General features: G+C 49.6%; 15 protein-coding genes. 7 read left to right on the top strand and 8 right to left on the bottom strand.

The features are described 5' to 3' along the window. Positions 1-127 precede the first annotated feature (127 nt). Positions 128-4093 carry a helix-turn-helix domain-containing protein gene (locus tag Enr17x_RS11935; RefSeq protein ID WP_145308967.1) on the bottom strand — a complete coding sequence of 1322 codons (3966 nt, stop codon included), beginning with the start codon at positions 4091-4093 and terminating at the stop codon, positions 128-130. A 184-nt stretch (positions 4094-4277) separates the two neighbouring features. Between Enr17x_RS11935 and Enr17x_RS11930 the strand changes: the two genes are divergently transcribed. Continuing rightward, complete coding sequence (locus Enr17x_RS11930; RefSeq protein WP_145308965.1) at positions 4278-5012, top strand: oxygen-binding di-iron domain-containing protein; 735 nt, start codon at positions 4278-4280, stop codon at positions 5010-5012. 138 nt (positions 5013-5150) lie between these two features. On the opposite strand, the gene Enr17x_RS11925 is transcribed toward Enr17x_RS11930, so the two are convergent. From Enr17x_RS11925 to Enr17x_RS11910, 4 genes are all read right to left on the bottom strand, one after another. Then, positions 5151-7739 (bottom strand): EF-hand domain-containing protein, encoded by a 2589-nt coding sequence (locus Enr17x_RS11925; RefSeq protein ID WP_198001114.1) that lies wholly within the window; start codon positions 7737-7739, stop codon positions 5151-5153. Positions 7740-7882: 143 nt separating this feature from the next. Further along, on the bottom strand, positions 7883-8971 hold the full coding sequence (locus Enr17x_RS11920) for a DUF1559 family PulG-like putative transporter (RefSeq protein WP_198001113.1): 1089 nt from the start codon (positions 8969-8971) through the stop codon (positions 7883-7885). Then, entirely contained in the window at positions 8961-10106 is a 1146-nt protein-coding gene (locus Enr17x_RS11915; RefSeq protein ID WP_145308959.1) for a DUF4339 domain-containing protein, read from the bottom strand. The genes Enr17x_RS11920 and Enr17x_RS11915 overlap by 11 nt, the downstream gene beginning before the upstream one ends. A gap of 148 nt (positions 10107-10254) precedes the next feature. After that, positions 10255-11331 (bottom strand): alpha/beta hydrolase, encoded by a 1077-nt coding sequence (locus Enr17x_RS11910; RefSeq protein WP_145308957.1) that lies wholly within the window; start codon positions 11329-11331, stop codon positions 10255-10257. 168 nt (positions 11332-11499) lie between these two features. Between Enr17x_RS11910 and Enr17x_RS11905 the strand changes: the two genes are divergently transcribed. Both Enr17x_RS11905 and Enr17x_RS11900 read left to right on the top strand, forming a co-directional pair. Next, positions 11500-11943 carry a hypothetical protein gene (locus tag Enr17x_RS11905; RefSeq protein ID WP_145308955.1) on the top strand — a complete coding sequence of 148 codons (444 nt, stop codon included), beginning with the start codon at positions 11500-11502 and terminating at the stop codon, positions 11941-11943. Between the two features lie 95 nt (positions 11944-12038). Beyond that, the gene (locus Enr17x_RS11900; protein WP_145308953.1) at positions 12039-12287 is read left to right on the top strand and encodes a hypothetical protein; all 249 of its coding nucleotides are present in this window, start codon (positions 12039-12041) and stop codon (positions 12285-12287) included. 90 nt (positions 12288-12377) lie between these two features. Here the strand turns inward: Enr17x_RS11900 and Enr17x_RS11895 are convergent, their stop codons facing one another. After that, complete coding sequence (locus Enr17x_RS11895; RefSeq protein ID WP_145308951.1) at positions 12378-13100, bottom strand: hypothetical protein; 723 nt, start codon at positions 13098-13100, stop codon at positions 12378-12380. Between the two features lie 630 nt (positions 13101-13730). On the opposite strand from Enr17x_RS11895, the gene lepB reads away from it, so the two are divergent. Beyond that, the gene (lepB, locus tag Enr17x_RS11890) at positions 13731-14384 is read left to right on the top strand and encodes a signal peptidase I (protein WP_198001112.1); all 654 of its coding nucleotides are present in this window, start codon (positions 13731-13733) and stop codon (positions 14382-14384) included. Positions 14385-14468: 84 nt separating this feature from the next. Then, the gene (locus tag Enr17x_RS11885) at positions 14469-14942 is read left to right on the top strand and encodes an Imm7 family immunity protein (RefSeq protein WP_145308947.1); all 474 of its coding nucleotides are present in this window, start codon (positions 14469-14471) and stop codon (positions 14940-14942) included. Positions 14943-15101: 159 nt separating this feature from the next. Here the strand turns inward: Enr17x_RS11885 and tal are convergent, their stop codons facing one another. Continuing rightward, positions 15102-16187 (bottom strand): transaldolase, encoded by a 1086-nt coding sequence (tal, locus tag Enr17x_RS11880; protein WP_145308945.1) that lies wholly within the window; start codon positions 16185-16187, stop codon positions 15102-15104. Between the two features lie 347 nt (positions 16188-16534). On the opposite strand from tal, the gene Enr17x_RS11875 reads away from it, so the two are divergent. Continuing rightward, complete coding sequence (locus tag Enr17x_RS11875) at positions 16535-17965, top strand: DUF1598 domain-containing protein (RefSeq protein ID WP_198001111.1); 1431 nt, start codon at positions 16535-16537, stop codon at positions 17963-17965. A gap of 298 nt (positions 17966-18263) precedes the next feature. Next, positions 18264-20060 carry an arylsulfatase gene (locus Enr17x_RS11870; RefSeq protein ID WP_145308941.1) on the top strand — a complete coding sequence of 599 codons (1797 nt, stop codon included), beginning with the start codon at positions 18264-18266 and terminating at the stop codon, positions 20058-20060. Here Enr17x_RS11870 and hemG read toward each other — a convergent pair. Then, positions 20032-21507, bottom strand: a complete 1476-nt coding sequence (gene hemG / locus Enr17x_RS11865; RefSeq protein WP_145308939.1) for a protoporphyrinogen oxidase — start codon at positions 21505-21507, stop codon at positions 20032-20034. The genes Enr17x_RS11870 and hemG overlap by 29 nt on opposite strands. Positions 21508-21644: the final 137 nt, after the last annotated feature.

The following is a 21644-nucleotide window of genomic DNA, read 5'->3' as shown; positions in this document are numbered from 1 at the left end:
AACGGAGCAGCACATATTGCATTATCGCTGAAAAACACAACGATAAAAATCGCGGCTAAGCACAGCACAAGAAACGCGGGAGCAAAGATTAAGTAAGCAATTCGTAAACGGTTTCTTGTGGCTGCTTTCATAAGAATTCACGCTCCTCTTCAATTTCAGAGCGTTCGATATCGCTCGAAAGACCGTCGATAAACCCCTCTAGCCACTGCCGAACTCGCAGAGATGTTTCGCCCTCAAGCCATCCACGTGCATTGTCGCGTAATTTACGATAGCGATCGCTCAAGCTTCCATTCCAGCCTCCAGACCAGAAGTGCGCCAGCAAACAACTTCTTACATTTTCCTGATCGCCATAGCGATTAAGCAACTCGCGAGCCCATACTCCTTTCTTATCACGTTCAAGAGTTTTGGGGACAGCTTTTGTGAGTTCATAGGCGCGAGTCTCAGGATCCTCAGCGACCCATTCGAAAACAGCATCCATCGGAAACAGCGGAAGTGGCCCCATTACACCCTCTGAACCAAATTCGCTTTTTGGCCCCAACCAGTGAATTAATCGAGACCGTTGACTCCTATCAGCGATCTTTAAATGGTTCCTCAAGATTTGCCAGTATTTTTCAGGATCACTTTCAATGATAGATAATATAAGCTTATAGGCAGAATTGTGATCATCGAGATACCAATACTCATTCGCCACCCGCAGTAAAGCAATATTAAATACATCAGTGCTGCGCATCGGGTACTGGTCAATCAGTATTTTTGCAACCTCACTCCAATGATAATCTGCTGTATTAGATCGTGTCCCGTCATTAGTAAAATCCTGAAGCGCCTGAACGGTCTCCTCTTCAGGAAGTTGTCTTCGCTTTTCCTTATCACAATATCGAAAGTCAAATAACTCGATAGCGTATGAAGTTAATCCCCCTGCAGTAAGTCGCTTTACAAATTCGAGAAAAGTAGTTTCTTGAATCTGTTTAAAGCAATCCGCATAACCAAATGACCGAAGACAAGAGATGTCTAATACACCAGTGTCAAAACGGGATAACATGCTTAAGATGATTCGGTCTGAATAACCAGAGTTTCGAATAATCGGACCGATTAAATTCGCAAAGGCGTCATCGCTCAAAAGCTCTTCTATAGCATCTTCCCATTTTTGTGAATCATCTTTGAACACTTCCGCCAAGTAACCACTTAGAAAGAGTGCTGTGGCTTCGTTACCGACTGCACGATAAGCCTCAACTATCTTTTCCAGGTTCTTTTCCCTGTCATGTTTCGCGAATTCAAGTCCGAACTGAAAGACCATGCTGTTTGTCCCGCGCACCAGCTCCGAAAGTATTTCCTGAAATTTATCTTCAGACTGCGAGGCTTCTAAAGCGAGTTCTTCCACACGCTGAGTGTATGCGTTCAAGTCGAGTCCATCTTCGTCATCATAGTCATCTAGACCACTCAAATGGACGACGCGCCTTACTCGACTAGAAAAAGACGCACCAGTTATCTTCAAATCGATTTCTTCGAGTCGGTCAAGGACGTTTTTCTCATAACTTTCATTCCAATAGCGTCTAATTCTGGCAACATCCTGAACCAGTTGCTGAAGATCTGTTGCGTCATCGTCAACCAGTATCTCGATAGTATCTAATATATCGTCTGACAAAGAAGTGATTTGCAACAGCCCAACAGCCGAATCTATCAATGTATAATTCGCTTCCGACCTGAGACTCGACTTCCATGAGCGGGAAGTAGTATATAGTTTACCCCAAACGAGGCCCATTGCTTGATATACTTCTCCCCAATTCTGGGGGGTCCATAACTGTGCAGTTTTCAAGCCTTGATGCTCTCTTCCAACAACACGGCCTCCAAACAAGGTAGACATCGCGGACTTACACGCTTTGATTCCGAGACGTCTCGTGACTGGAGAAGACGAATCCAAAGTTTCATCTAGTACTGGAAATCTAATTTCAGGTGCCGCTCCTGTTGGTGCCGCTTGACCTGGTGCAAAACTAAATAACTCCACAAAGGCACCAGTGGAATTATTCGAATAAGAAGCGTTTTCTGATTCTGCAAGTCTTCTTAAAAGTCTGGCAGCTCGCTGAAAATACTGTGGCCAGACAGCGATGCGTTCTAATGCCCAAACAATGTCTTGTCTTCGTTCATGAAACCTACTCAGATCTTCTGGAGTGGTTAACTCAAAAACACGCTCAAGGCAATCGACGGTATATTCTGGTGAAGCATTCGAGAGTTCATGAAGAAGTCGACACCCCACCTTCGACAAAGCAAATGCAGCAGCAGAAAAGGGACCATCAGGTCCCAACAAAAGCTTCGCTTGTTTGATCGCAACTCGAGATTCTCCAGCATAAGAAAACATCTGAATGAACCATGACAGCAAAGCTTCTGAATCTTGATTCCTTTCAATCTCTTGAATGCGTTTAATTAGGCCACCAATCGGCCGATCACGTCCATGCTTCTCCCAAAATTCTGCCCATAAATGCACATGCAGAAGTTTAGGGGCGATGAAAAGGGTCCTTTTCCCCTGTAGAATTCGCTGCTCTATTAACTCACCTACAATATCCTGAAATCGCGAATACGTAACATCTGAATTGTCTTCATGAATCAACTCTGCAATAAACTCACCTTCAGATTCAACAGGTGAGTTAAAACCAAAACGATGAAACAATGAAATATAACGAAGAACAATTCGTTTTTGCTTTGCCTCTGCGCTATCTATATCAGAATTACCAGATATAAAACGATTCCAAACCAACTTCAGTGATGGTGTTTGTAGTATCTGATCAGGATTAGTCAGTAGATTACGACCAACCGCATGAGCAACACGGGGGACACCGGAACAGAGTTCCGCCCAGCGTCTACTATTACTAACATCCCCGATATAACTATTGATGATCTTTTCAACGTGTCCTTCACCAAGGCGTGGACACTCTAGTTCAGCAAATCTTTGGCTTGCTGGGTTATAGCTGTCATGATCAAGAGTAATTACAGTGCATCGATCCGAATGATTACTCAGCCGATGCCATATTTCCTCACAATCGCGTGGTCGACATTCATCCAAGACGAGGATTAAGTAGTAGTCAGCTTCTTTATTCAATAGATCATGAAATAAATGGCTCTCCTGAAATACTTCAGCATTAGAAAAATAAATCACCTGAGGTCGTAGATCTGGTTCACCAAGAGCCTCATGAACTAAACGAGTCTTTCCCAGCCCAGGCTCTCCAATCAAACGAACATGAGACACATCCTTACCACGGACTAATCGCCTTATCTCATTCAAGAGATTTATCTGGGCTTCTCCAAGCTCCAGCCCACCGGCCATTTCACTTGAAGTATTCCAACTTGACCAAGAATCATACTTGTATGTGTTCCTGCCTAATACCTGAAGCGAAAGAAACGGAAATCGATTGAAATGACCTAATAACTGATGCTGCCCCCAGATCTTAACCTTTGCATCTGGAAAGCCCTTCGAGGAAAATATTTCTTTTATATTCTCTCGAGTTTTTTTTATCTGATCAGACGTGAGATCATTTCCGAAACAGACCAATACATACCATCCCTCTTCAGATAGGCATCGATGTACTTCGCTCCCAAGCTTTCCCTGCTTATTCAGCAACTCTTTTTTCGCAAACCCCTTCAGCCATGGTTTCCAGCTTTGCCCAGCCTTGATCTGAAAGAAATATGCCCCTCCATCCAGAAAAGAATCTTTTGCATTGATCTTCGCCGAAGCAGGTAACTCGGCATCAATACCACCATCTGCTACTTCAAGAGAGGAAATTCGCAATTCCGATGTGGGCACTTGATTGCGCCGGCACTCAGACCAAAGTAGATCTCGAAATGCTTCAACTGCTTTTTTCGAATCAAGCGTTGATAAGTCTTCCGTGGATAAATCAAAAATTGTCTTCGTTCGCAGAGACTGTGCCACGAGACCGCTTACTTTCTTAGCATATTCCCCCTGGCATTTTCGAGCCCCAGTCTCCCAGCGTGTAACGGTTACTTTGCCAACCCCGATATGATCAGCAAACTGCTGCTGTGTCATACCAAGCTCATGACGGACATCTCGAACAAACTGCGGAGTAACATCTTTTCCATTTTTCATGGATTCATAATATCCATCGATTACCTTTTTTCAATATTTTTAGCACATCTTTTTTTAAATTACTTCATATCCAACAAAATAAACTACAAATTGCTCATTTGACCACCATCGCGTTACCTCAATTACTTTCATATCATGCCTATCAATAAAACCTCATCAACCTTCTAAACTCAGGAACTACCCCATGTTCGACATCGATACTCCCACAATCAACGAAATTGCGCCGGATGTGTTTCGGATTGGCTGTTATGCGGCGGCTTTGGATTTGCAGTTTAATTATTTTCTCGTGAGGGATGAGGCACCGCTGTTGTTTACGACCGGGTATAAGGCCAGCTTTCCACAGCTGTTGAAAGCGGTGGAGCAGGTCATCGATCCGGCGTCGCTGCGGTATATTGCCTTCAGTCATTTTGAATCGGATGAATGCGGGGCGCTGAATCAGTGGCTGGAAGCGGCTCCCGAGGCGGAGCCGGTTTGCAGTCTGGTGTCGGCGATGGTGAATATCAATGACTTTGCCATCCGGCCGCCGCGGGGGATGAATGACGGCGACCTCTTGAATACGGGCAAGTATCAATACCGCTTCTGTTCGACCGCGCAACTCCCTCACGGCTGGGACGCCGGGCTGCTGTATGAAGAGACGCAGGGGACACTGTTCTGCTCGGACCTGTTCCACCAGGGAGGCAACGGCGTGCCGCTCACCGAGAGCGACTTGTCCGAACAGGTGCTGGCGGCGATGCAGCAAATGCAGGCGGGACCGCTGGCCGACTATATTCCATATACGAAACAGACCGACAAGATCCTGCAGAAACTGGCCGCGTTGAAACCGAAAACGCTAGCCATCATGCATGGCTCCAGCTTCGCCGGCGACGGCGAACAGGCCTTTACGAATCTGTCGACCGCGATGAAAGACGTCTTTGGTTAAGCTACCACGAAAAACACGAAAGCACACGAAACGTTTTTTAATCCACGTTCGCAAACTGTTTCTGAAAGAACTCCAGCATTTCGCGGTTGGGGTCGCGGCCGCAGTTGGAGTGAAGGCATTGACTAAAAAAGTCTTCGATCATTTTTTCAGTTTGACTCTGATAAAATAGAAGGCCACGCCTCCCACCAGCAGGATATTCAGCAGCATGACAACCAGGATCGTGTAATCCGATTCTGGAACGGGAACGGTTTTTCTGAAATCCTTGGCTAATCTTGGGTTGTAGGTAAAAGGAGGCAGCACTACCACCGCCAGATCTTTTTTAAACTCATCCAGACTGAGCCGGTTGTCATGGTCCAGATCTAATTGTTTAAATTCTTCTTCGGTATGCGACATCACTTTTTCGAACGGAATGCCGTCGCCGGGTTTGATGACATTTTTGGTCGCGATAAAAATTTCATCAAAGGAAAGCCCCTGGTCCTGGTTACTGTCTAACTCTTTAAACACGATTTCCCGCGGCGCTTTGACCAGATCGATCTGCAGGAAAAACTCCTGTTTATCGAGCCGCTGGTTGTGATCTCGATCCAGCAGAGCGAAGTAGTCGTTAATGAGAGCGCGGCCCGCCAGTCCCGTCCCCCGGCTGAACTCGTTCACCGAAAGAGTGCCGTCATGATCTCTGTCTTTTTTCTCGACATGCCATTTCATGACGGGATTGGTGATCGGCGTATTCAGATATTCATACAATGTCAGCACTCCGTCGCCGTCCCGATCAAAGGCGGGAATCAGGTAGGGCGCCAGGTCCCGGTGGAAGCCGGCATCGCTTGCCAGTTCAGAGGGATCAAGTCGGGCATCGAAATTTTTGTCAATCCGTTTGAAGTAATACACCGGGTCAATCCAGCAATATTTCGTTGTCTTCCATTCTTCGAGGCTTAACTGCCGATCCTGATTCTGGTCGGCCTGCTTTAACAGCTGGTCTGCGTCTTTGTACTTGGCCTTGAGTTCGCTCGCACTCAGCCGTCTGTTGTGGTCAAGATCCAGGTGGCCGAACAGCATCCAGTTGACCACGCGGCCTCCTGGTTCCCGCAGCAGTTGACCATCCAGGGTCCGCACACCATAAGCGATTTCGAGCATCAGCCGCATTTCCTCCTCGGTAATCTGACCATCTCGATTTCGATCCCAGTTGATTCTTGATGCGAAAGCCATTCCGGGCATGGCCGCTGTGGGCCAGCCAACCCTAAACTCCTGCATGCTGAGCTGGCCGTCGGAGTCAAGGTCCCACTTTCGGGAACGCAGCAGGAGCGCGTTCAAAAGTTTTTGTGCCTGATCGGTGACCGGATCAGGAACCACACGTTGCGCCAGGGGGACGGCGGGAACACTGAGGTATTCGCGATACTCCATTAACTGGTTCTGATTCTGGTCGTAAAGCAGAAAGTCCCGTCCACCAATCTGTTGATGCTCGGGTTTGAGCGTAGCCAGATACTCAGTCTGATCCAGTACGCCGTCCTGATTCTTATCTGCCAGGTCAAACTGCTTGCGCGGCGTCTTGGCATTGGTGTTGAAGAAGAACTCCCGCTGATCGAGCCGCTGGTTGTGATCCTGGTCCAGCAGGGTGAAGTACTCATGAATGAGGGAGCGCGCCGACAGGCCGATATCCCAGTCGAACTCGGCTGCTGAAAGTGTGCCGTCATTGTCTTTGTCTTTTCGCTCGACATGCCATTTCACAACCGGGTTGGTGATCGGCGTATTCAGGTATTCATACAATGTCAGCACGCCGTCGCCGTCCCGATCAAAGGCGGGAATCAGGTAGGGCGCCAGGTCACGGTGAAAGCCGGTATCATTGGCCAGTTCACCGGGATCGAGTCGGGCGTCGAAATTTTTATCAATGCGTTTGAAGTAATACACCGGGTCGATCCAGCAGTGCTTTGTTGTTTTCCATTCTTCGAGACTTAACTGCTGATCCTTGTTCTGGTCGGCTTCTTTTAAGACTTCCTGAAGCTGCTGCGCGTCTTTGATCCGGGGCTTGAGTTCTTTCACACTCAACTGGTTGTTGTGGTCTTCATCCAGATGGCGGAACAGCATCCAGTTGACCACGCGGCCCCCAGGTTCCCGCAGCAGTTGTCCTTCCGGCGCCCGCACGCCAAAAGCAATTTCAAGCAGAAGCTGTATGTCCTGCTGAGAAACCTGACCATCTTGATCCCGGTCCCAGTCAGTGAAGGATGTGAGTGCCAGTCCGGGGAGAGTTGCTGTGAACCGGGCCTGCTGAAACTCCTGCTCGCTAAGCTGAGCATCGGCGTTCAGGTCTCCCTTCTGAAAACGTTGTTGCAGTGCGTTCAGAAACTGCTGTACCCGATCGGTCACCGGGTCCGGAATCAGTCGCTCTTCCAGGGGGATGGAGGGGGTACAGAGATATTCGTCATACTCCATCAACTGGTTTTGATTCCGGTCGAAGAGTAGAAAATCCCGCTTGCCGATTTTCTGATGTTCAGGCCTGAGCGTTTTAAGATACTCAGCCTGAGTCAGCACATCATCTTCATTTGTATTTGCCCGATCAAACTGCTCGCGCGCTTTTGAATTGAATGCTTTCCGGACGTTCGTTTTTTGGGGAGATGCCTTAGCCGGTTCGTTTTGTGCTGAAAGGGGGGCGGTACCAAGTGATACCATCAGCACCACGAATACAGTAACGCGAAAGAATCTTGAGGAGATCATCAACAGGGAAAAGGTCCGTGGCATAAGCTTCATTTCTCGCATCCAATGTTGTGCTCTATTTTTATAACAGCAAGTAAGAGACTTAATCTATCCATGGAATGATCAGTCGTGAATAATGACTCACATCACATGAAAACAGTTTCTGATTCCTCGTTTCCAGAAATACCCTATTGCTCTAACGGCGTCCCATCCAACGCCTGTCCCTGAGGGCTCATGAGCGCGGCATAAACCTTTCCATCAATATTTTCAGAAAGGAACTGGAAGTGACCATCACAGTACCCTGCATTGACGCCACCTTTGTGTAATGAGCTGGGAAAAGGCGAACTCCCTTCAGGCTGATCCAGGCCGCCATTGATCGCGCTCGTACCTGAATTTGCGAGATTATAATCTACATTGCCCTCAGAGCAGGTGCCGTTGAGACAGGGATATCCGATATAAAAACTGGTCAGATAAGGATTAGGAGAAGCCCAGTTGGATTGCGATCGAGCGGGATTATAGCCTGTGCGAATATTTTCAGAAATCAGCAGGGTATTCGAAGCACCATCGGTGAGACCGGCCATAGTGTGATGGCGTTTCGCTCGAGTTTCCCCTTTCCAGGTTTCGTTAAAAAAGAGTCCCATCTGGAAAAACAGTTCGCGATCGGAGGGCGTTCCATCCCCATTGGTCGAATGGTTACAGGTAATCCCATTTCCGTTCAGGTCCAGTTTTCCACTTCTTGGACCTATCGGACAATCGTGTATGCCGCCAATCAGAGCAGAAAAGCCGACACCACTGTTGACGACGTAAGACAGATTGCCCTGGCCGGGTACAACGCTGATATCATCTGCACACGTTAAGACGGGAATATAGGTTTCTGCCAGAGGGGCATTCACAGGGTCCAGGTAATGTTTATCGAAATCCCATTGATTATAAAGATTCGACTGATCAATAAACGGCAGGATTTCTACAACCCAACTTCGAAAAGAACCAACGGTGCCCGGCGTTCCATCACCGTAATACCCACAGGCAGGAAACCGACTGGCAGTGTCGGTGGCCTGTATAATTCCAAGGCCTGCATTACGCATATTGTTTAAGCATTGGAGCTGTCGGGCGGAGTTACGTGCTGATTGAACAGCCGGCAGCGCCAGCGCAATTAAAATACTGATCACCGCAGTCACGACCAGGAGTTCTATGATTGTATAACCATTCCTCCGGCGAAACGATTTTGAATGAGGAGCCATCTTCACAATATCGGCAAAACGCTGCTTACACTTCATCAGCATGGGACTCCAGCCACCAGGCGGCAAAATAGGTCAGAACAGCAACAAAAATTACAACATCCACAAAGTACATCCAGTAGCCAAATTCGGAGCATTCTCCCATGATCGGGAAAACCAGTTTTGCTTCCGTCGGTTTCCGCGAAGGAAAAATCATGCTCTGTTGCTCTGACCAATTCAACAGATACAACACAGTGAGACTGGCTGTCACCACGGCGGCACCGAGTTTGTACCCGAAACGCAAATAAGGCGAAGCGATATAGGCGAACAACGGTCCCAGGATAGCGATTATCAGAAAACAGCCGGCGGAATAAACGAGAAACAACAGTGGCGAGGTCTCGCCGATCAGTGGAAAGTAGAGTTTGCCCTGTCCCATCCAGCTCACAAAGCCATAGATGCCGGCACTGGCACACAGGATCATGGCACAGGCAAACATCAGCTTGCGAAAGATTGGTGATTCCAGAAAAGAAAGACTGCCAGCGGGTACGAGCTGCCGGGGAGGAGGCAGCTCTTCCTGTTTTGGGGCGCGTGCGTCAACCCGCTCAACGGCTGCATTTACTGTCGACGCCCAAGTCTCGTCTGAATACGCGCCTGTCGAAACATCATCATCGTTCGGATCACCGGCTGTCCCTGCAACCGATAGCTCATCAAGAGGGATTTCTTCCAGCAATGAATCGGTTTGGAAATCAGAGTCTGGAGCAGAACTCTCTGCCACAGGAAGGCTGAGATCGACGTCAATCTCCTGGTGAGCATCGACAGGGTGAGCATCGACCTGAACCGGGGGAATCTTACTGCTCCGTAATGAAAGCAGCCGTCTGAGCCATCCCGGTTTTTCCGCATCCTGATCTGGAAGAGTGGTCTCTGTTTCACTGGAATCAGCCAGAAAGGAATCCAGGTCGGCTTCATCAGCTGATTCAGAAATCAAACTCTCAACAGGAGGCAGAGTCGCCGGATCCCGCCGCGCCATATGAAATAAACCAACGATGGCATCTGCTCGCTGCCATTCGTCCAGATAATGCGGGCGAACAGGAGTCTCGGGAGATAACTTCTCTTCACGCACCATTTCAACCAGGTCACGAAAAGTGAAAGGTCCCCGCTCCTGATCACCCTGCTTAAAATACCAGTCGCTCGCCATCTAAGTATATCGGTCCACTAGAACTAAAAATGATCATTTCGAGCACAATCAATCTATCCTATTGTACATAACGAGTGAACGCAATATCCAGATGAAAAATACAAAAGTAGAGATCACCAGTCAAAACGACCTTTTCAAGATTCCAAACTTATTTCGCCTTCGCAAACTGTTTCTGAAAGAACTCCAGCATTTCGCGGTTGGGGTCGCGGCCTTTCGCTTTGGGGGTGTAGACGAAGACGTTTTCGATCTGGAGCTCGTTCATCTTCTTGACCAGATCGCGGCCGAAGTTGGGGTGATGGATACCCTGGCCGGGGCGGGCGTTTTCGGGCAGGGGGCCGTCGGCTTCGCTGTAGATCATGTAGAGCGGCGGATCATCTTTGGTCAGGTGCGTGATTGCGGACGACTCGTCGTAGCGTTTCTGTTGTTCCGGCGTGGGGTTTAATGCCTCTTTTGCAGTCGTGACACCATAGGCTTTGAAGATGGAACGATGCTCCCAGGCCCGGCCGCCGACCAGTGCTTTGATTTTGATCGGATCGTAGGTGCTTTGACCGCCCATGGTGCCGATGGCCTGAATGCGGGTCGACTGGCGCTTCACCGGGTCGTCGCTGTTGGGATCAGCCAGATCATCATGAAAGCCGATCCACATCGAAATCCCGGCGCCGGCGGAACCGCCGTAACAGGCGACTCGTTTTGGATCAATGTTCCACTCCTGTGCTTTGCTGCGAAGAAACTGCACGGCCCGCGCACCGTCGCGTTGCGGTTCGGGAAGCAGCACGTTTTTCCCATCAATAAAGCGATAGTGAATCGCGGCAACGCTCATGCCGGCATCGAGAAAAAGCTGGAGCTGACGGGGGTGAATCCGCTTGCTGCCACCCACAAAGCCGCCGCCGTGAATGTAGATCACCAATGGCGTCGGTTTGTCGGACTTGGCCTGATAGAAATCCAGAACATTGCGCGGGTGATCGCCGTACTTCACATCCGCGTAGGTCGGCTTGACGGCTTTGGCCTGGGAACCTCGAATCTTGTCGCGGTATTCTCGTGCTTCGGTGCGGGTCAGGATGCCGTCTTTGTTTTTGTCGGCAGCGGGAAATCGCTTTAATAATTTCTGCAGCTGTGCATCAGGCTGCGGTTTGTCTGCGGCGATACCCCCATGACAGGACAGCATCACCATCGTGCATAAAACGAGAATTCGTAAACCAAATCGAACTGTGGGAATTTGTGTCATTCTGTTGCTCGTTTTCTATTTTGGGATTTATGACCGCATTGATCTTGTGTACATTTCATTACACAATTCTATTTCAGAAGCGTATTCTGAATCAAGGATGAAACAATTTCTTGTCACTTCTTCCTATTCGTAAACCAGTGAGCGCAGGATCAAAAACAGGATTGATCAATGAAATCATCTCTCAAAAAATATCTGATCGTGTTCGTCTCAGTCTCCTGCTATCTGTTACTGATGAAAGCCGCTATCTACAATAAACACAGTCGAACCCATGAAGTTTCGCAACTTGAGTCGATGGTCGCTCGGATTCCTCTGGGAATTTCTAAGGATGAAATAGACACGCTGATGGGGACTCCTCCCGATACCACTTCGAATTCGAAAGGGGTGATTGTCAACCCGACAATGATGCTCGCGGCGGAGAATGAAAAGGCGACGAAGTATGGAACGCCTCAAAAATATACAATGTGCATCTGGAAACGGGGCGATGCAGGTGCAACGGTCGCCTTGGATCAAACGGGCAAGGTCGTCTGCCGCTGGGCATGGTCTAAAGATAGTGGGAGGAGATACCATCGCTACAGCCCTTACCAGGTTCTCAGACGCGTGGGGCTGTTCTGATTTTTGACGACGACGAACAGCACAAAATCGTTTTCTATGATTCAGACCAACCTCGAATCAGGATCGAACCTGTTTACTAAAGTGATTTCAATCCAATGAGATTCAAAATATCACAAATGGCAGCCTATACGATTGCCGATTTGACTGACCTGGACGCTGAGCTGGTGGAACGGATTTATTCTTTACCCTCAAAAGCGGACACGTTCGATCTGAATGCACCCATCGAAGTTTTACAGAAAGCACGCGATGAGCTGAATGAATTGATCAAAACGAATGCGGAATATAATACTGCAGTATACAATGAAATTCTGAAGGAGATTGACTACCTGGCTACTCCTGACTGATTTTTCAGTCAGCGTGGCACGGATTTTTTCTACCACGAAAAACACGAAATGATTCCAGCTGGGAGAATGAAAGGCGACACTTTGATTAGCTTAAAAGAGAGGCAGACCTGCTACCAGTTGTTCTCGAATCGGTTCGAATTTTGGATGTCCGAGTAAACCCGGAAACCCGCCACATTCCAAGATTGATGTCCGCAGATATCCCAGAAAATCGAGTGACTGGGATGGTGCACTGTCAGGGGTCTTAAAACCAGCCCACCGAAAATCCAGGACGGCAGGCAACCAGTCGTTTTCAGACAGTCCATAGGGAGACCCGCCGGAAATGTCGTCTTTGTGGTATCCATCGGGAGCAAAAGTATAAACAAATTCAGATTCTGCATGGTCGGCTTTGCAGACTTCGAAATCATCAATCGTGTATGCCAACCACTCCTGGCTACAGGACTCTACATAGACACCATCGCAGAACCCTTGGGCACCTTTGATCCCCAGTTCTTCCCAGAATTCGTAATGAGAGTAGTCTTCCAGATCAACGAACGAGATCCCGCCAATCGTCTGCCACAACCGTTTCAATACTGCAGGCACACGGCGATTTGTGATTGCTTCTATCTGTGATATTTTTTGATCTTGATCCAAGGCAGGATCGATGATCAGTGTTTGAACGGGATAACCAATATCAGTCAATCGGCCTTCCAATTCAGTAAGTGCCAGTAGGCATTGTGGAAGGGCGAGGTCAACGTACTGAGAAAGCAGCTTCTCATCATTCTGGGCCGCTGCAAATTTCTTATGAGATTGGTTAATTTCGTTAATCGTCGTCATAGTAGTGCTCATCGCCAGTCTGAATCTGATTTAGAACCGGTAACACATCTTATTATCAAGCATCAATTTCAGCAAAGTAGAGACTTCTACTATTTCGTTTGCTGATATCGATTTAATCTTCTCCCCACACTGTAAATTCATTTCGCAACGAGCTAATGTAGCAGTTGCATACCACGATACCTCTGCTCAAACGACGTGATCGTTACGATGCCACAATGACGCTTTCTAAACCCCTTTTCACTCTTACATCGATTCTGGCGTTCCATGTTTACAACGTTTTTCCCTCTTGCAATACTCCTCGGATTGCTTCTGCTTTCGATTATCTTGTGGGCGACTTTACTCTTTTTGGGTCTCCATTGGGCCCAGGCACCGGAGATCAGCGTCCGCCGTGTTTTGCTGACGACCGCTTTTGTGTCCTGTGTGGCTGGAGTTCTCTGGACACTGAAGATGCTGATTTCTGCTTATGCACCTTCTTTTGCAGTGGGAGCTTCCGCACTGAGAGTCTTTATTACTTTCTATTTCTCATGTCAGTTGATCTCATATTTCCATCAAATCTCTTTTAAACAAGCTTTCAAAGCATGAATCCCCACTCTCTTTACATCAATGTTGATTCTGGGGGTTTTACAGTTTGTGGTGCGTCCCTATTTATTTGAGACGTACTCGCTGCCCTCTAATGCAATGGCTGCGACCATTTTAGGGCCCCATCATCGAGGCGTCTGCCCTGAATGCGGAGCCACCAGTTATTACGCAGCCCACGATCCGACTAAAGGTTTACTTCCACAGTTAATGATTTGCGATCATTTTCATGAAGCGAAAGTTTCGGATGCTGATTCTGAAACGTACCCCGATGATGAGATTCTTGTCGCCAAACTTCGGAAACCGGAGCGGTGGGATCTGGCAGTCTTTCAACACCCATACTCGCCGTCTATCCTGCTAACGAAACGCCTGGTGGGATTACCGGGAGAGAAAATCACCATCCAAGATGGAGCGATCTATGCCGATGGCAAGAAACTGACTCCGCCGACTTCGCTGCAAGGACTGAAGTATCATACTGAAATGGAAGACGGGCCCGGACAACCACTGTGGGGCTCCCCCGAACGGCCCGCACAACTGGGAGATGATGAATTTTTCGTACTCGGTGACTTCTCGGCCCGCTCCGCTGACTCACGCACATGGAAAGAAGGAGCCCCCAACCGCGCCTCTTATGCCGTTCCTGAATCACATCTGAAAGGAGTTGTCACGCATATTATCAGACCGTTCCACAGGATGCGGGTTCTTGATTAGAGAACCTAAAGTGTCAGTCAAGCCTGAGTGATGAACCTGATCCGGACTTTGATTGTCGATATTCTTATTTGAGAGGATTAGAACATGCTGGAAGTCTATGGCTGGGTGGTTGTTCGAACTTCCCGAGACATATTCGTTAATGCAACTTTTGAAGAGTTAGATGCGATCGACGACATTGTCGATTTGCGTGACGCTCAGCTCTGGAGCGATCTGCGGGATCGGCTTCCTACCCAGGAATCTTCCTCCCTACGTTGGCAGTTTTATGAGCATCTGAATAATAAACGGGGAATTCTGCAGTTTTGCGAATCAACAAATCATCGCAGTGCAGATACCTGGGCTCTCATGGACTGGATCGTCAAACATGCTACTGGCTCATACGGTCTAATCTACGTCCATGACGACGAAGACATCCCTTCCAATAAATCATACAGCAGAGGACAGCATGATTTCTCAAATGTCTTCCGAGTCTGGCGGATTCTCAATGGAGAACTTCTGGAGTTGGAAGATCCTTTTCTGTCTCCTATCGTACCGACGATCAATCCTTCAGAATATTCATAAAGTGGCTAAAAAGTGTCGTTTTTCTGCTGAATTTATTTTGCTACCACAAAAGCCACGCACGTTTCTGGTAGGTAAATCGATATAAAACAGGCATGCCTCACTATGATTCTTACAGTGCGACATGCCTGATTTATTTATCTCAACGACTCTGAATGATCTTCAGTCGACGTTCGCCAGTGATTCGCTTTTGGTCGTGATGACGTCCATCAGTTCGTTCCAGGACTGGACGAAGGAGTCGGCGCCGTCTTTCTGGAGTTTGGCGGCGAGGGCCTGCACGTCGACGCCCGCTGTTTCGAATTCACCGAGCTTGGATTCGCTGTCGCCGCCGCAGGCCGGCAGGGCATTGCCCACTTCGCCATGATCGGCGAAGGCGTTCAAGGTGTTCTCGGGCATCGTGTTGACCGTGAAGGGGGAGGCGAGTGAGGTGATATAAAGCGTGTCGGATGCGTTCGGATCTTTCACTCCCGTACTGGCCCAGAGCAGACGTTGTGGACGGGCACCGAAGTTCAACGCACGCTGCCAGCGGGGGGAATTCAACAGATCCAGATAGGCTTTGTAAGCCCGTTGACCAATGGCGACGCCCAGTTGATTGTGTAACGTTTCGGGAACGTTGTCGACAACGGCCCGGTCCCAGCGGCTGATGAACAGCGACGCAACGGAGCCAACGGCCGGATTCAGACCCGCTTCGATACGTCGTTCGATGCCGCGCAGGAATGCTTCGGCAGCATCGACATAGTGCTCGCTGGAGAAGAGCAGGGTGACATTCACCGGGATGCCGGCGAAGGTCGCTTCTTCAATCGCAGGCAGGCCCTCTTTGGTGCCGGGAATTTTGATCAATACATTAGGACGGCCCGCGCGTGCGTGCAGATCTTTCGCCGCGGCCAGCGTGCTTTCGGTGTCGTAAGCCAGCAGCGGAGAGACTTCCAGAGAGACCCAGCCGTCAACGCCGTCGGTTCGATCCCAGACAGGGCGGAACTTGTCGGCGGCCTGCGTGATGTCTTCGAGGGCGACTTCGAAAAAGAGTTGTTCGCCGGCCTGACCGTTTTTGAATTTCTCCTGAATCGTACTGTCGTAAGATTCGCTGTTTTTGATCGCCTGATGAAAGATCGTCGGATTCGAAGTCAGACCAGTTACTGAAAGGTCATCGATATAGCGCTGCAGCGTCCCGTTTTCGAGCAGGTCGCGGGTGATATTATCAAGCCAGAGGCTCTGGCCGAGTTCGTTGAGTTGCTTTGTTGCCGTCATGGTATCCCTTCCCCATTGAGTTGGTGAAATATGATTCAAATATGAAAACAGTCAATCGGTGGTTTATTGTCGTGAATTCCCGTTATGAATGGAAGGCTGATATGGAAACGTAAAATAAGTGCGGGTAATTTGTTTTATACGACCGCGCAAGGCACGAACAAACACGAAATGTTCAACAAACGGAAGAGTCTGGTTTAAAGCATCAAAGATTTTAGATAAGAAATATTTTTCCTGCTCCGTAGTCTGGAATTCGACAAAAACGCTGACTCTGGTACTCACTGGCTGATAGAATGAGAGATGTCTTAATATCATGCGGGCAGCATTTTTTAGACAGAAAGTTGATGTTGATGAATCTCCACTCTCTCGAAAAGATCTCTCGGATCAAAGTCGTTCGATGCGTCCTGACTCTGTTTCTTGTATTGTGTCTCTCGACGGCAGGTCTGGCACAGACGAATAATGGCGGGAACAATACCGGCGGCAACAATCAGAATAATAATCAGCAGAACGCCGGCGGAATCACCATAGATGCTGACGGCGTGATAGCCGCACCGTTTCGCATTACTCAAAACAGCAAACAGTTGAATCAGCGTCGTCTGCAGGCGATCGCGGCGCAGTCACTGCCCGGTGATGTAAATCAGAAATCGGAGTTCCGCAAGATTTCGCTGGTGCAACTGGAGAAGGTCTGCCAGGAACTCAAAGAGAAAAATCAGCCGATCCCGCCCGAGGTTCAATATCTGGCCGGGTTATGGCGGATTGATTACCTGTTTGTGGATCGCGAGAAGAACGATCTGATTATTGCCGGTCCGGCAGAAGGGTTCGCGGCGAATGCGCAGAATCGGGTCGTTGGCGTGGAAACAGGGCGGCCGCCGATTCGATTAGATGATCTGGTCATTGCATTTCAATCGCAGGATCGCGGGCTGACGACCGGTTGTTCATTTGATGCGAAGCCGCAAAATCTGGCACGGATGAATGAATATATTCGTCGCACAAACTCCGCTTCCTCGGCAGCGACCGCGGCAACGCGATTTAAAACGATGGCGCAGATTCTGGGAATGCAGGATGTTTCGGTATCGGGTGTGCCCGCCGGTTCGCATTATGCCCGCATTCTGGTGGAAGCCGACTATATGTTGAAACGGATTTCGATTGGCCTGGAACCTTCGGGGATACGCGAAATCAAAAGCCATCTGGCGACGCTTCGCGGCGGTGGTAACAGTACGCAGCGCTGGTGGTTCACACCGCTGTATGATGCGTTTACTACGACGGCAGAGCGGGATGCGTTTCAGTTTTCCGGTCAGCGACTGCAGATGATGTCGCAGGAGGAGTTTGTCAACACAGCCGGGCAACGCACAGATGCCGCTCAGACGCGTCTTTCCACAACGAAGTATGCCCAGCAGTTCACGAAACACTTTGCCAAGCTGGCCGACCAGCATCCGACGTTCGCTGAATTGCAGTCAATTACGGACTTAACGGTGCTGGCAGCGTTGATCAGAAAAGAAAACCTGGATCAACGAGTGGGCTGGGAACATCGTTTCTTTTCGACAGCATCGGATTATCTGGTGCCTGCGGGAAATATCCCCAAACAGGTGCCGACCGCGATGAATTATAAAAAAGCGGGTCGGTTGATGATCTGTCTGGTGGGAGGTGGGGTAACGGTGAACGCCCGGGCTGTCGTCAACCAGACGGAGTTTGTGACGTCACGGGATAATTCGCTGGATGAGAAAAAAACGTCCGTACTGGAACGGGGGCAGGATAAAACAGTACGCTGGTGGTGGGATTGACGTTGCGTCTGTGATCGAGTCTACTGGAATTGTTGTCATTCGGTTTTGCTGAATTGCAGGTGGGAGAAATTATTCCTCGCTTGAGTTGGATTCGCACTGTTGGACAAGCCAACAGTGGCACACTTTCCTGTGATACGAAGCTCAATAGACTGGCATGATTTAATCTGAATTCACACTGTTGGGCAAGCCAACAGTGCCACCCCAAAATCTAAGATTAATACCCGATACACATTCTTTATTCTGATTTTTAAACCAATTGATTCATTCTCTTTCTGTTTTAAGGAAACTGACTTTCATCATGAGACGCGCGCCTTTGTTGAAACTGGTCTGTTTGTTGTTGCTGTCTGTTGTTTTTACTTCGGGTCACTTGCTGCAGGCGGCTTCTAAGCCGAATGTGTTGCTGATCATGACAGACGACCAAGGCTGGGGCGATGTGCGTTCGCATGACAATCCATTGATTGAAACGCCGAATCAGGATCTGCTGGCGAAGCAGGGGGCGCGGTTTGATCGTTTTTTTGTCTCGCCCGTTTGTGCGCCGACGCGGGCCGCTTTGCTGACGGGGCGTTACAGTTTGCGAACCGGCGTGCATGGTGTGACGCGCGGCTTTGAAAATATGCGGGCCGAGGAAGTCACCATTGCCGAGATGTTGAAATCAGCCGGTTATGCGACGGGTGCGTTTGGAAAGTGGCACAACGGGCGTCACTATACGATGCATCCCAATGGGCAGGGCTTTGACGAATTCTTTGGTTTTTGCGGCGGTCACTGGAACAGTTATTTCGATACGAATCTGGAACACAATAAACAGCCGGTTGAGACAGAAGGCTACATCACCGATGTTTTGACCGACAAGGCGATCGAATTCATCAAACAGAATCAAGAGCGGCCGTTCTTCTGTTATGTGCCTTATAACGCACCGCATTCACCCTGGATTGTTCCCGAGAAATACTGGAAGAAGTACGCGAACAAAGGCCTGGATGACAAAGCCCGCTGTGCTTACGCGATGGTGGACAGTGTCGACGAGAACCTGGGCCGCCTGCTCAAAACGCTTGATGAACAGAACCTGGCCGACAATACAATTGTGTTGTTTCTGACCGACAATGGGCCGAACAGCAATCGCTATAACGGCGGCATGCTGGGCCGCAAGGGATCGATTCATGAAGGAGGCGTTCGGGTGCCTTTGTTCGTGCGTTATCCGGGAACAATCAAAGCGGGAACTGTCGTCAAGCCGATCGCCGCCCACATTGATATCTTGCCAACGCTGCTGGAATTCTGTGGTGTGGAAGCGATGTCCGAAAAACCCATCGATGGCAAAAGCCTGGTGCCGCTGTTGACGAATGAGTCAAATGAAAATTGGCCCGCGCGAACGCTGTTTGTTGATCGTCTGTTTCGTAATTCGATTCCGGGTGCGGAATTGCCCTTTGGCTCGGTGCGAACGGATCGCTGGCGGGCTGCCTTTTTCAGAAATAAATGGAGTCTGTATGATATGCAGACCGATCCGGGACAGAAAAACAATGTTGCCAAAGCCAATCCCCGGGTTCTTAAAGAATTGAAAGCTGCCTACCAAACCTGGTTTAACGATGTCTCCGCAGCCGGCTTCGAGCCGATTCCGATTCCTGTGGGCCATCCGAAAGAAAAACGGAGCGAGTTGCCCGCCAATGAATCATTCCTGTCGCCGGAAGTCGGAGAGGGCATCACTTACAGCGGCAAAGGCAACAACGGCTATGCCAACAGCTGGCTGGAAGACTGGACCGATCCCGCTGCGTCTGCGATCTGGCATCTGGATGTGTTGAAACCTGGGAAATATACCGTCACACTGAAGTATACGTGTGCCAAACCTGACGTCGGATGTGAAGTGAAAGTCTCTACTGGCAACCAAAGTCTGACCGCCACCATTTCTCAGCCACATGATCCGCCGAAGATTGGCAACCAGGATCGCGTGGAACAATCAGACAACTATATGCGCAAGGACTGGTCGACAATCAAACTCGGAACGCTGGATCTGAAAAAAGGGTGCTCTGACCTGAAGCTGACGGGCGTCAAGAAAACCGGCAACGAATTGATCGACGTTAAGGGGATTGAACTGACGCGGGAGTAAACAGCGTCACGATCAGGCGTTCCGCCGCCTGTTCGGCACTGTGAATCGAATCGGGAATGCCGACGCCGCGATAAGCGTTGCCCGCCAGTTCCAGTCCGGGATATTGGTCGGCCTGTTGTTCGATCTGTTCGACCAGTTGCAGATGCCCCATATGATACTGCGGCATCGACTGATTGTGCCGCAGCAGTTTGGAGAACAGTGGTTTGCCCGTCACCCCCAGAATGTCGGCCAGCTCACTCTGAACAATGTTTTCGAGTTCTTCATCGGTATGCTTGAGCAGTTCGGCCTGCATCGCGCCGCCGACAAACGTTCGTAACTGCACACATCCTTCGGGTGCCCGACCAGGGAATTTTCGACTCGCAAAGGCGACGGCAAAGATCTTGCGTTGTTCGGCAGCCGGGATCACCAGGCCAAACGCATTCAGTGGATGTTTGATGTCGGAAAGTTTGAAAATGTTGACCAGAATTGCCGTCGACGCGTATTCGATTTGCGACAGCAGTTTTGAAAGCTCAGGTGCGAAACCGGCGGTCATGCCGGCTGCATAGTGTGTTGCTGTCGCGATGAGCACAGAATCGAAGTGTTGTGTTTGTGAGCCGCCGTCCGCTTCCGAGGTCACAGCATAACCGCCTGCTTTAACGGGGCTGATTTTTGTGACCGGCTGGCTGAAATGAATTGTGCCACGTTCGGAAACCCGTTCGGCGAGCGTGCGTGTCAGCGTTTGCATGCCTCCCCGGAATGCAGCGAAGAGACCATACCGCGCGCCAGTCGCGTCGGCTGATTTGGCGGCCCGTTTCTGTTTGCGGATCGCTTTGATCAGGCTGCGGTGATCCCGTTCCATATCCAGAAAACGTGGCAGCGTCGCGCGCAGACTCAACTTTTCGGGATCGGACGTATAAATACCGGCGACCAATGGCTGAATGAGACGACTCAAAGCTTCTGCACCAAAACGGCGTTTGACGAAATGTGCCAGACTTTCGTCATCCTGATCCAATCCCGTCACACTATGTCGGCGGGGAAGAAAATATTCGAGCCCCATGCGTAACTTTCCCCGGAGACTGAGCAGAGGCGTCTTGAGCATGGGACCAATGCGGGACGGTGTCATGAGTTCGAAGCCGAGCGGCACCGGAACAGGCTTGCCATTGTTAAGTATCAAAGCGCCCCGATATTGGGTGTTGGTGGAGATGAGCTGATCGTCGAGCCCCAGTCGCTGGCAGAGCTCAATCGCCGCCGGCTTATTCGTGATAAACATGTCGGCACCGGTATCGATCAGATAATCCTGTTGCTCGATGGTGCCAATCCAACCGCCCGTTTCCGGCTGCGATTCAAACAGGGTGACTTCGATTGATTGCTGCTGTGCGTCTGCCAGCTCGAACAGACGGTGTGCGGCTGAGAGGCCGGTAATCCCGCCGCCGATGACGGCGATCCGTTTTGTTGCTGTTGAACTCATGGCGTGACTCTTACGTACTCAATGTTCTCTCTGGGTTAGGTCGTGTTTCTTAATTCGAACGGGCCTGACCAAAGAGGCCTAACCGGGGCTAACGCCCAGCGGCTAATGGCTATTTACTGCGGTCATAGTCCTCAAAA

It is taken from the genome of Gimesia fumaroli (genome assembly GCF_007754425.1).
Classification (GTDB): Bacteria; Planctomycetota; Planctomycetia; order Planctomycetales; family Planctomycetaceae; genus Gimesia; species Gimesia fumaroli.
Note: the sequence above shows the minus strand (reverse complement) of the source record. Positions and strands in the feature narration are given on the sequence as shown.

Excerpts from the sequence above, each read along its gene's own strand:
- Enr17x_RS11905 (WP_145308955.1), top strand. The coding sequence starts at position 11,500 with ATGAAATCATCTCTCAAAAAATATCTGATCGTGTTCGTCTCAGTCTCC.
- Enr17x_RS11875 (WP_198001111.1), top strand. The coding sequence starts at position 16,535 with ATGAATCTCCACTCTCTCGAAAAGATCTCTCGGATCAAAGTCGTTCGA.
- Enr17x_RS11930 (WP_145308965.1), top strand. The coding sequence starts at position 4,278 with ATGTTCGACATCGATACTCCCACAATCAACGAAATTGCGCCGGATGTG.
- tal (WP_145308945.1), bottom strand. The coding sequence starts at position 16,187 with ATGACGGCAACAAAGCAACTCAACGAACTCGGCCAGAGCCTCTGGCTT.
- Enr17x_RS11920 (WP_198001113.1), bottom strand. The coding sequence starts at position 8,971 with ATGAAGTGTAAGCAGCGTTTTGCCGATATTGTGAAGATGGCTCCTCAT.
- Enr17x_RS11935 (WP_145308967.1), bottom strand. The coding sequence starts at position 4,093 with ATGAAAAATGGAAAAGATGTTACTCCGCAGTTTGTTCGAGATGTCCGT.
- Enr17x_RS11925 (WP_198001114.1), bottom strand. The coding sequence starts at position 7,739 with ATGCCACGGACCTTTTCCCTGTTGATGATCTCCTCAAGATTCTTTCGC.
- Enr17x_RS11895 (WP_145308951.1), bottom strand. The coding sequence starts at position 13,100 with ATGACGACGATTAACGAAATTAACCAATCTCATAAGAAATTTGCAGCG.
- Enr17x_RS11885 (WP_145308947.1), top strand. The coding sequence starts at position 14,469 with ATGCTGGAAGTCTATGGCTGGGTGGTTGTTCGAACTTCCCGAGACATA.
- Enr17x_RS11900 (WP_145308953.1), top strand. The coding sequence starts at position 12,039 with ATGAGATTCAAAATATCACAAATGGCAGCCTATACGATTGCCGATTTG.
- Enr17x_RS11915 (WP_145308959.1), bottom strand. The coding sequence starts at position 10,106 with ATGGCGAGCGACTGGTATTTTAAGCAGGGTGATCAGGAGCGGGGACCT.
- Enr17x_RS11870 (WP_145308941.1), top strand. The coding sequence starts at position 18,264 with ATGAGACGCGCGCCTTTGTTGAAACTGGTCTGTTTGTTGTTGCTGTCT.
- Enr17x_RS11910 (WP_145308957.1), bottom strand. The coding sequence starts at position 11,331 with ATGACACAAATTCCCACAGTTCGATTTGGTTTACGAATTCTCGTTTTA.
- hemG (WP_145308939.1), bottom strand. The coding sequence starts at position 21,507 with ATGAGTTCAACAGCAACAAAACGGATCGCCGTCATCGGCGGCGGGATT.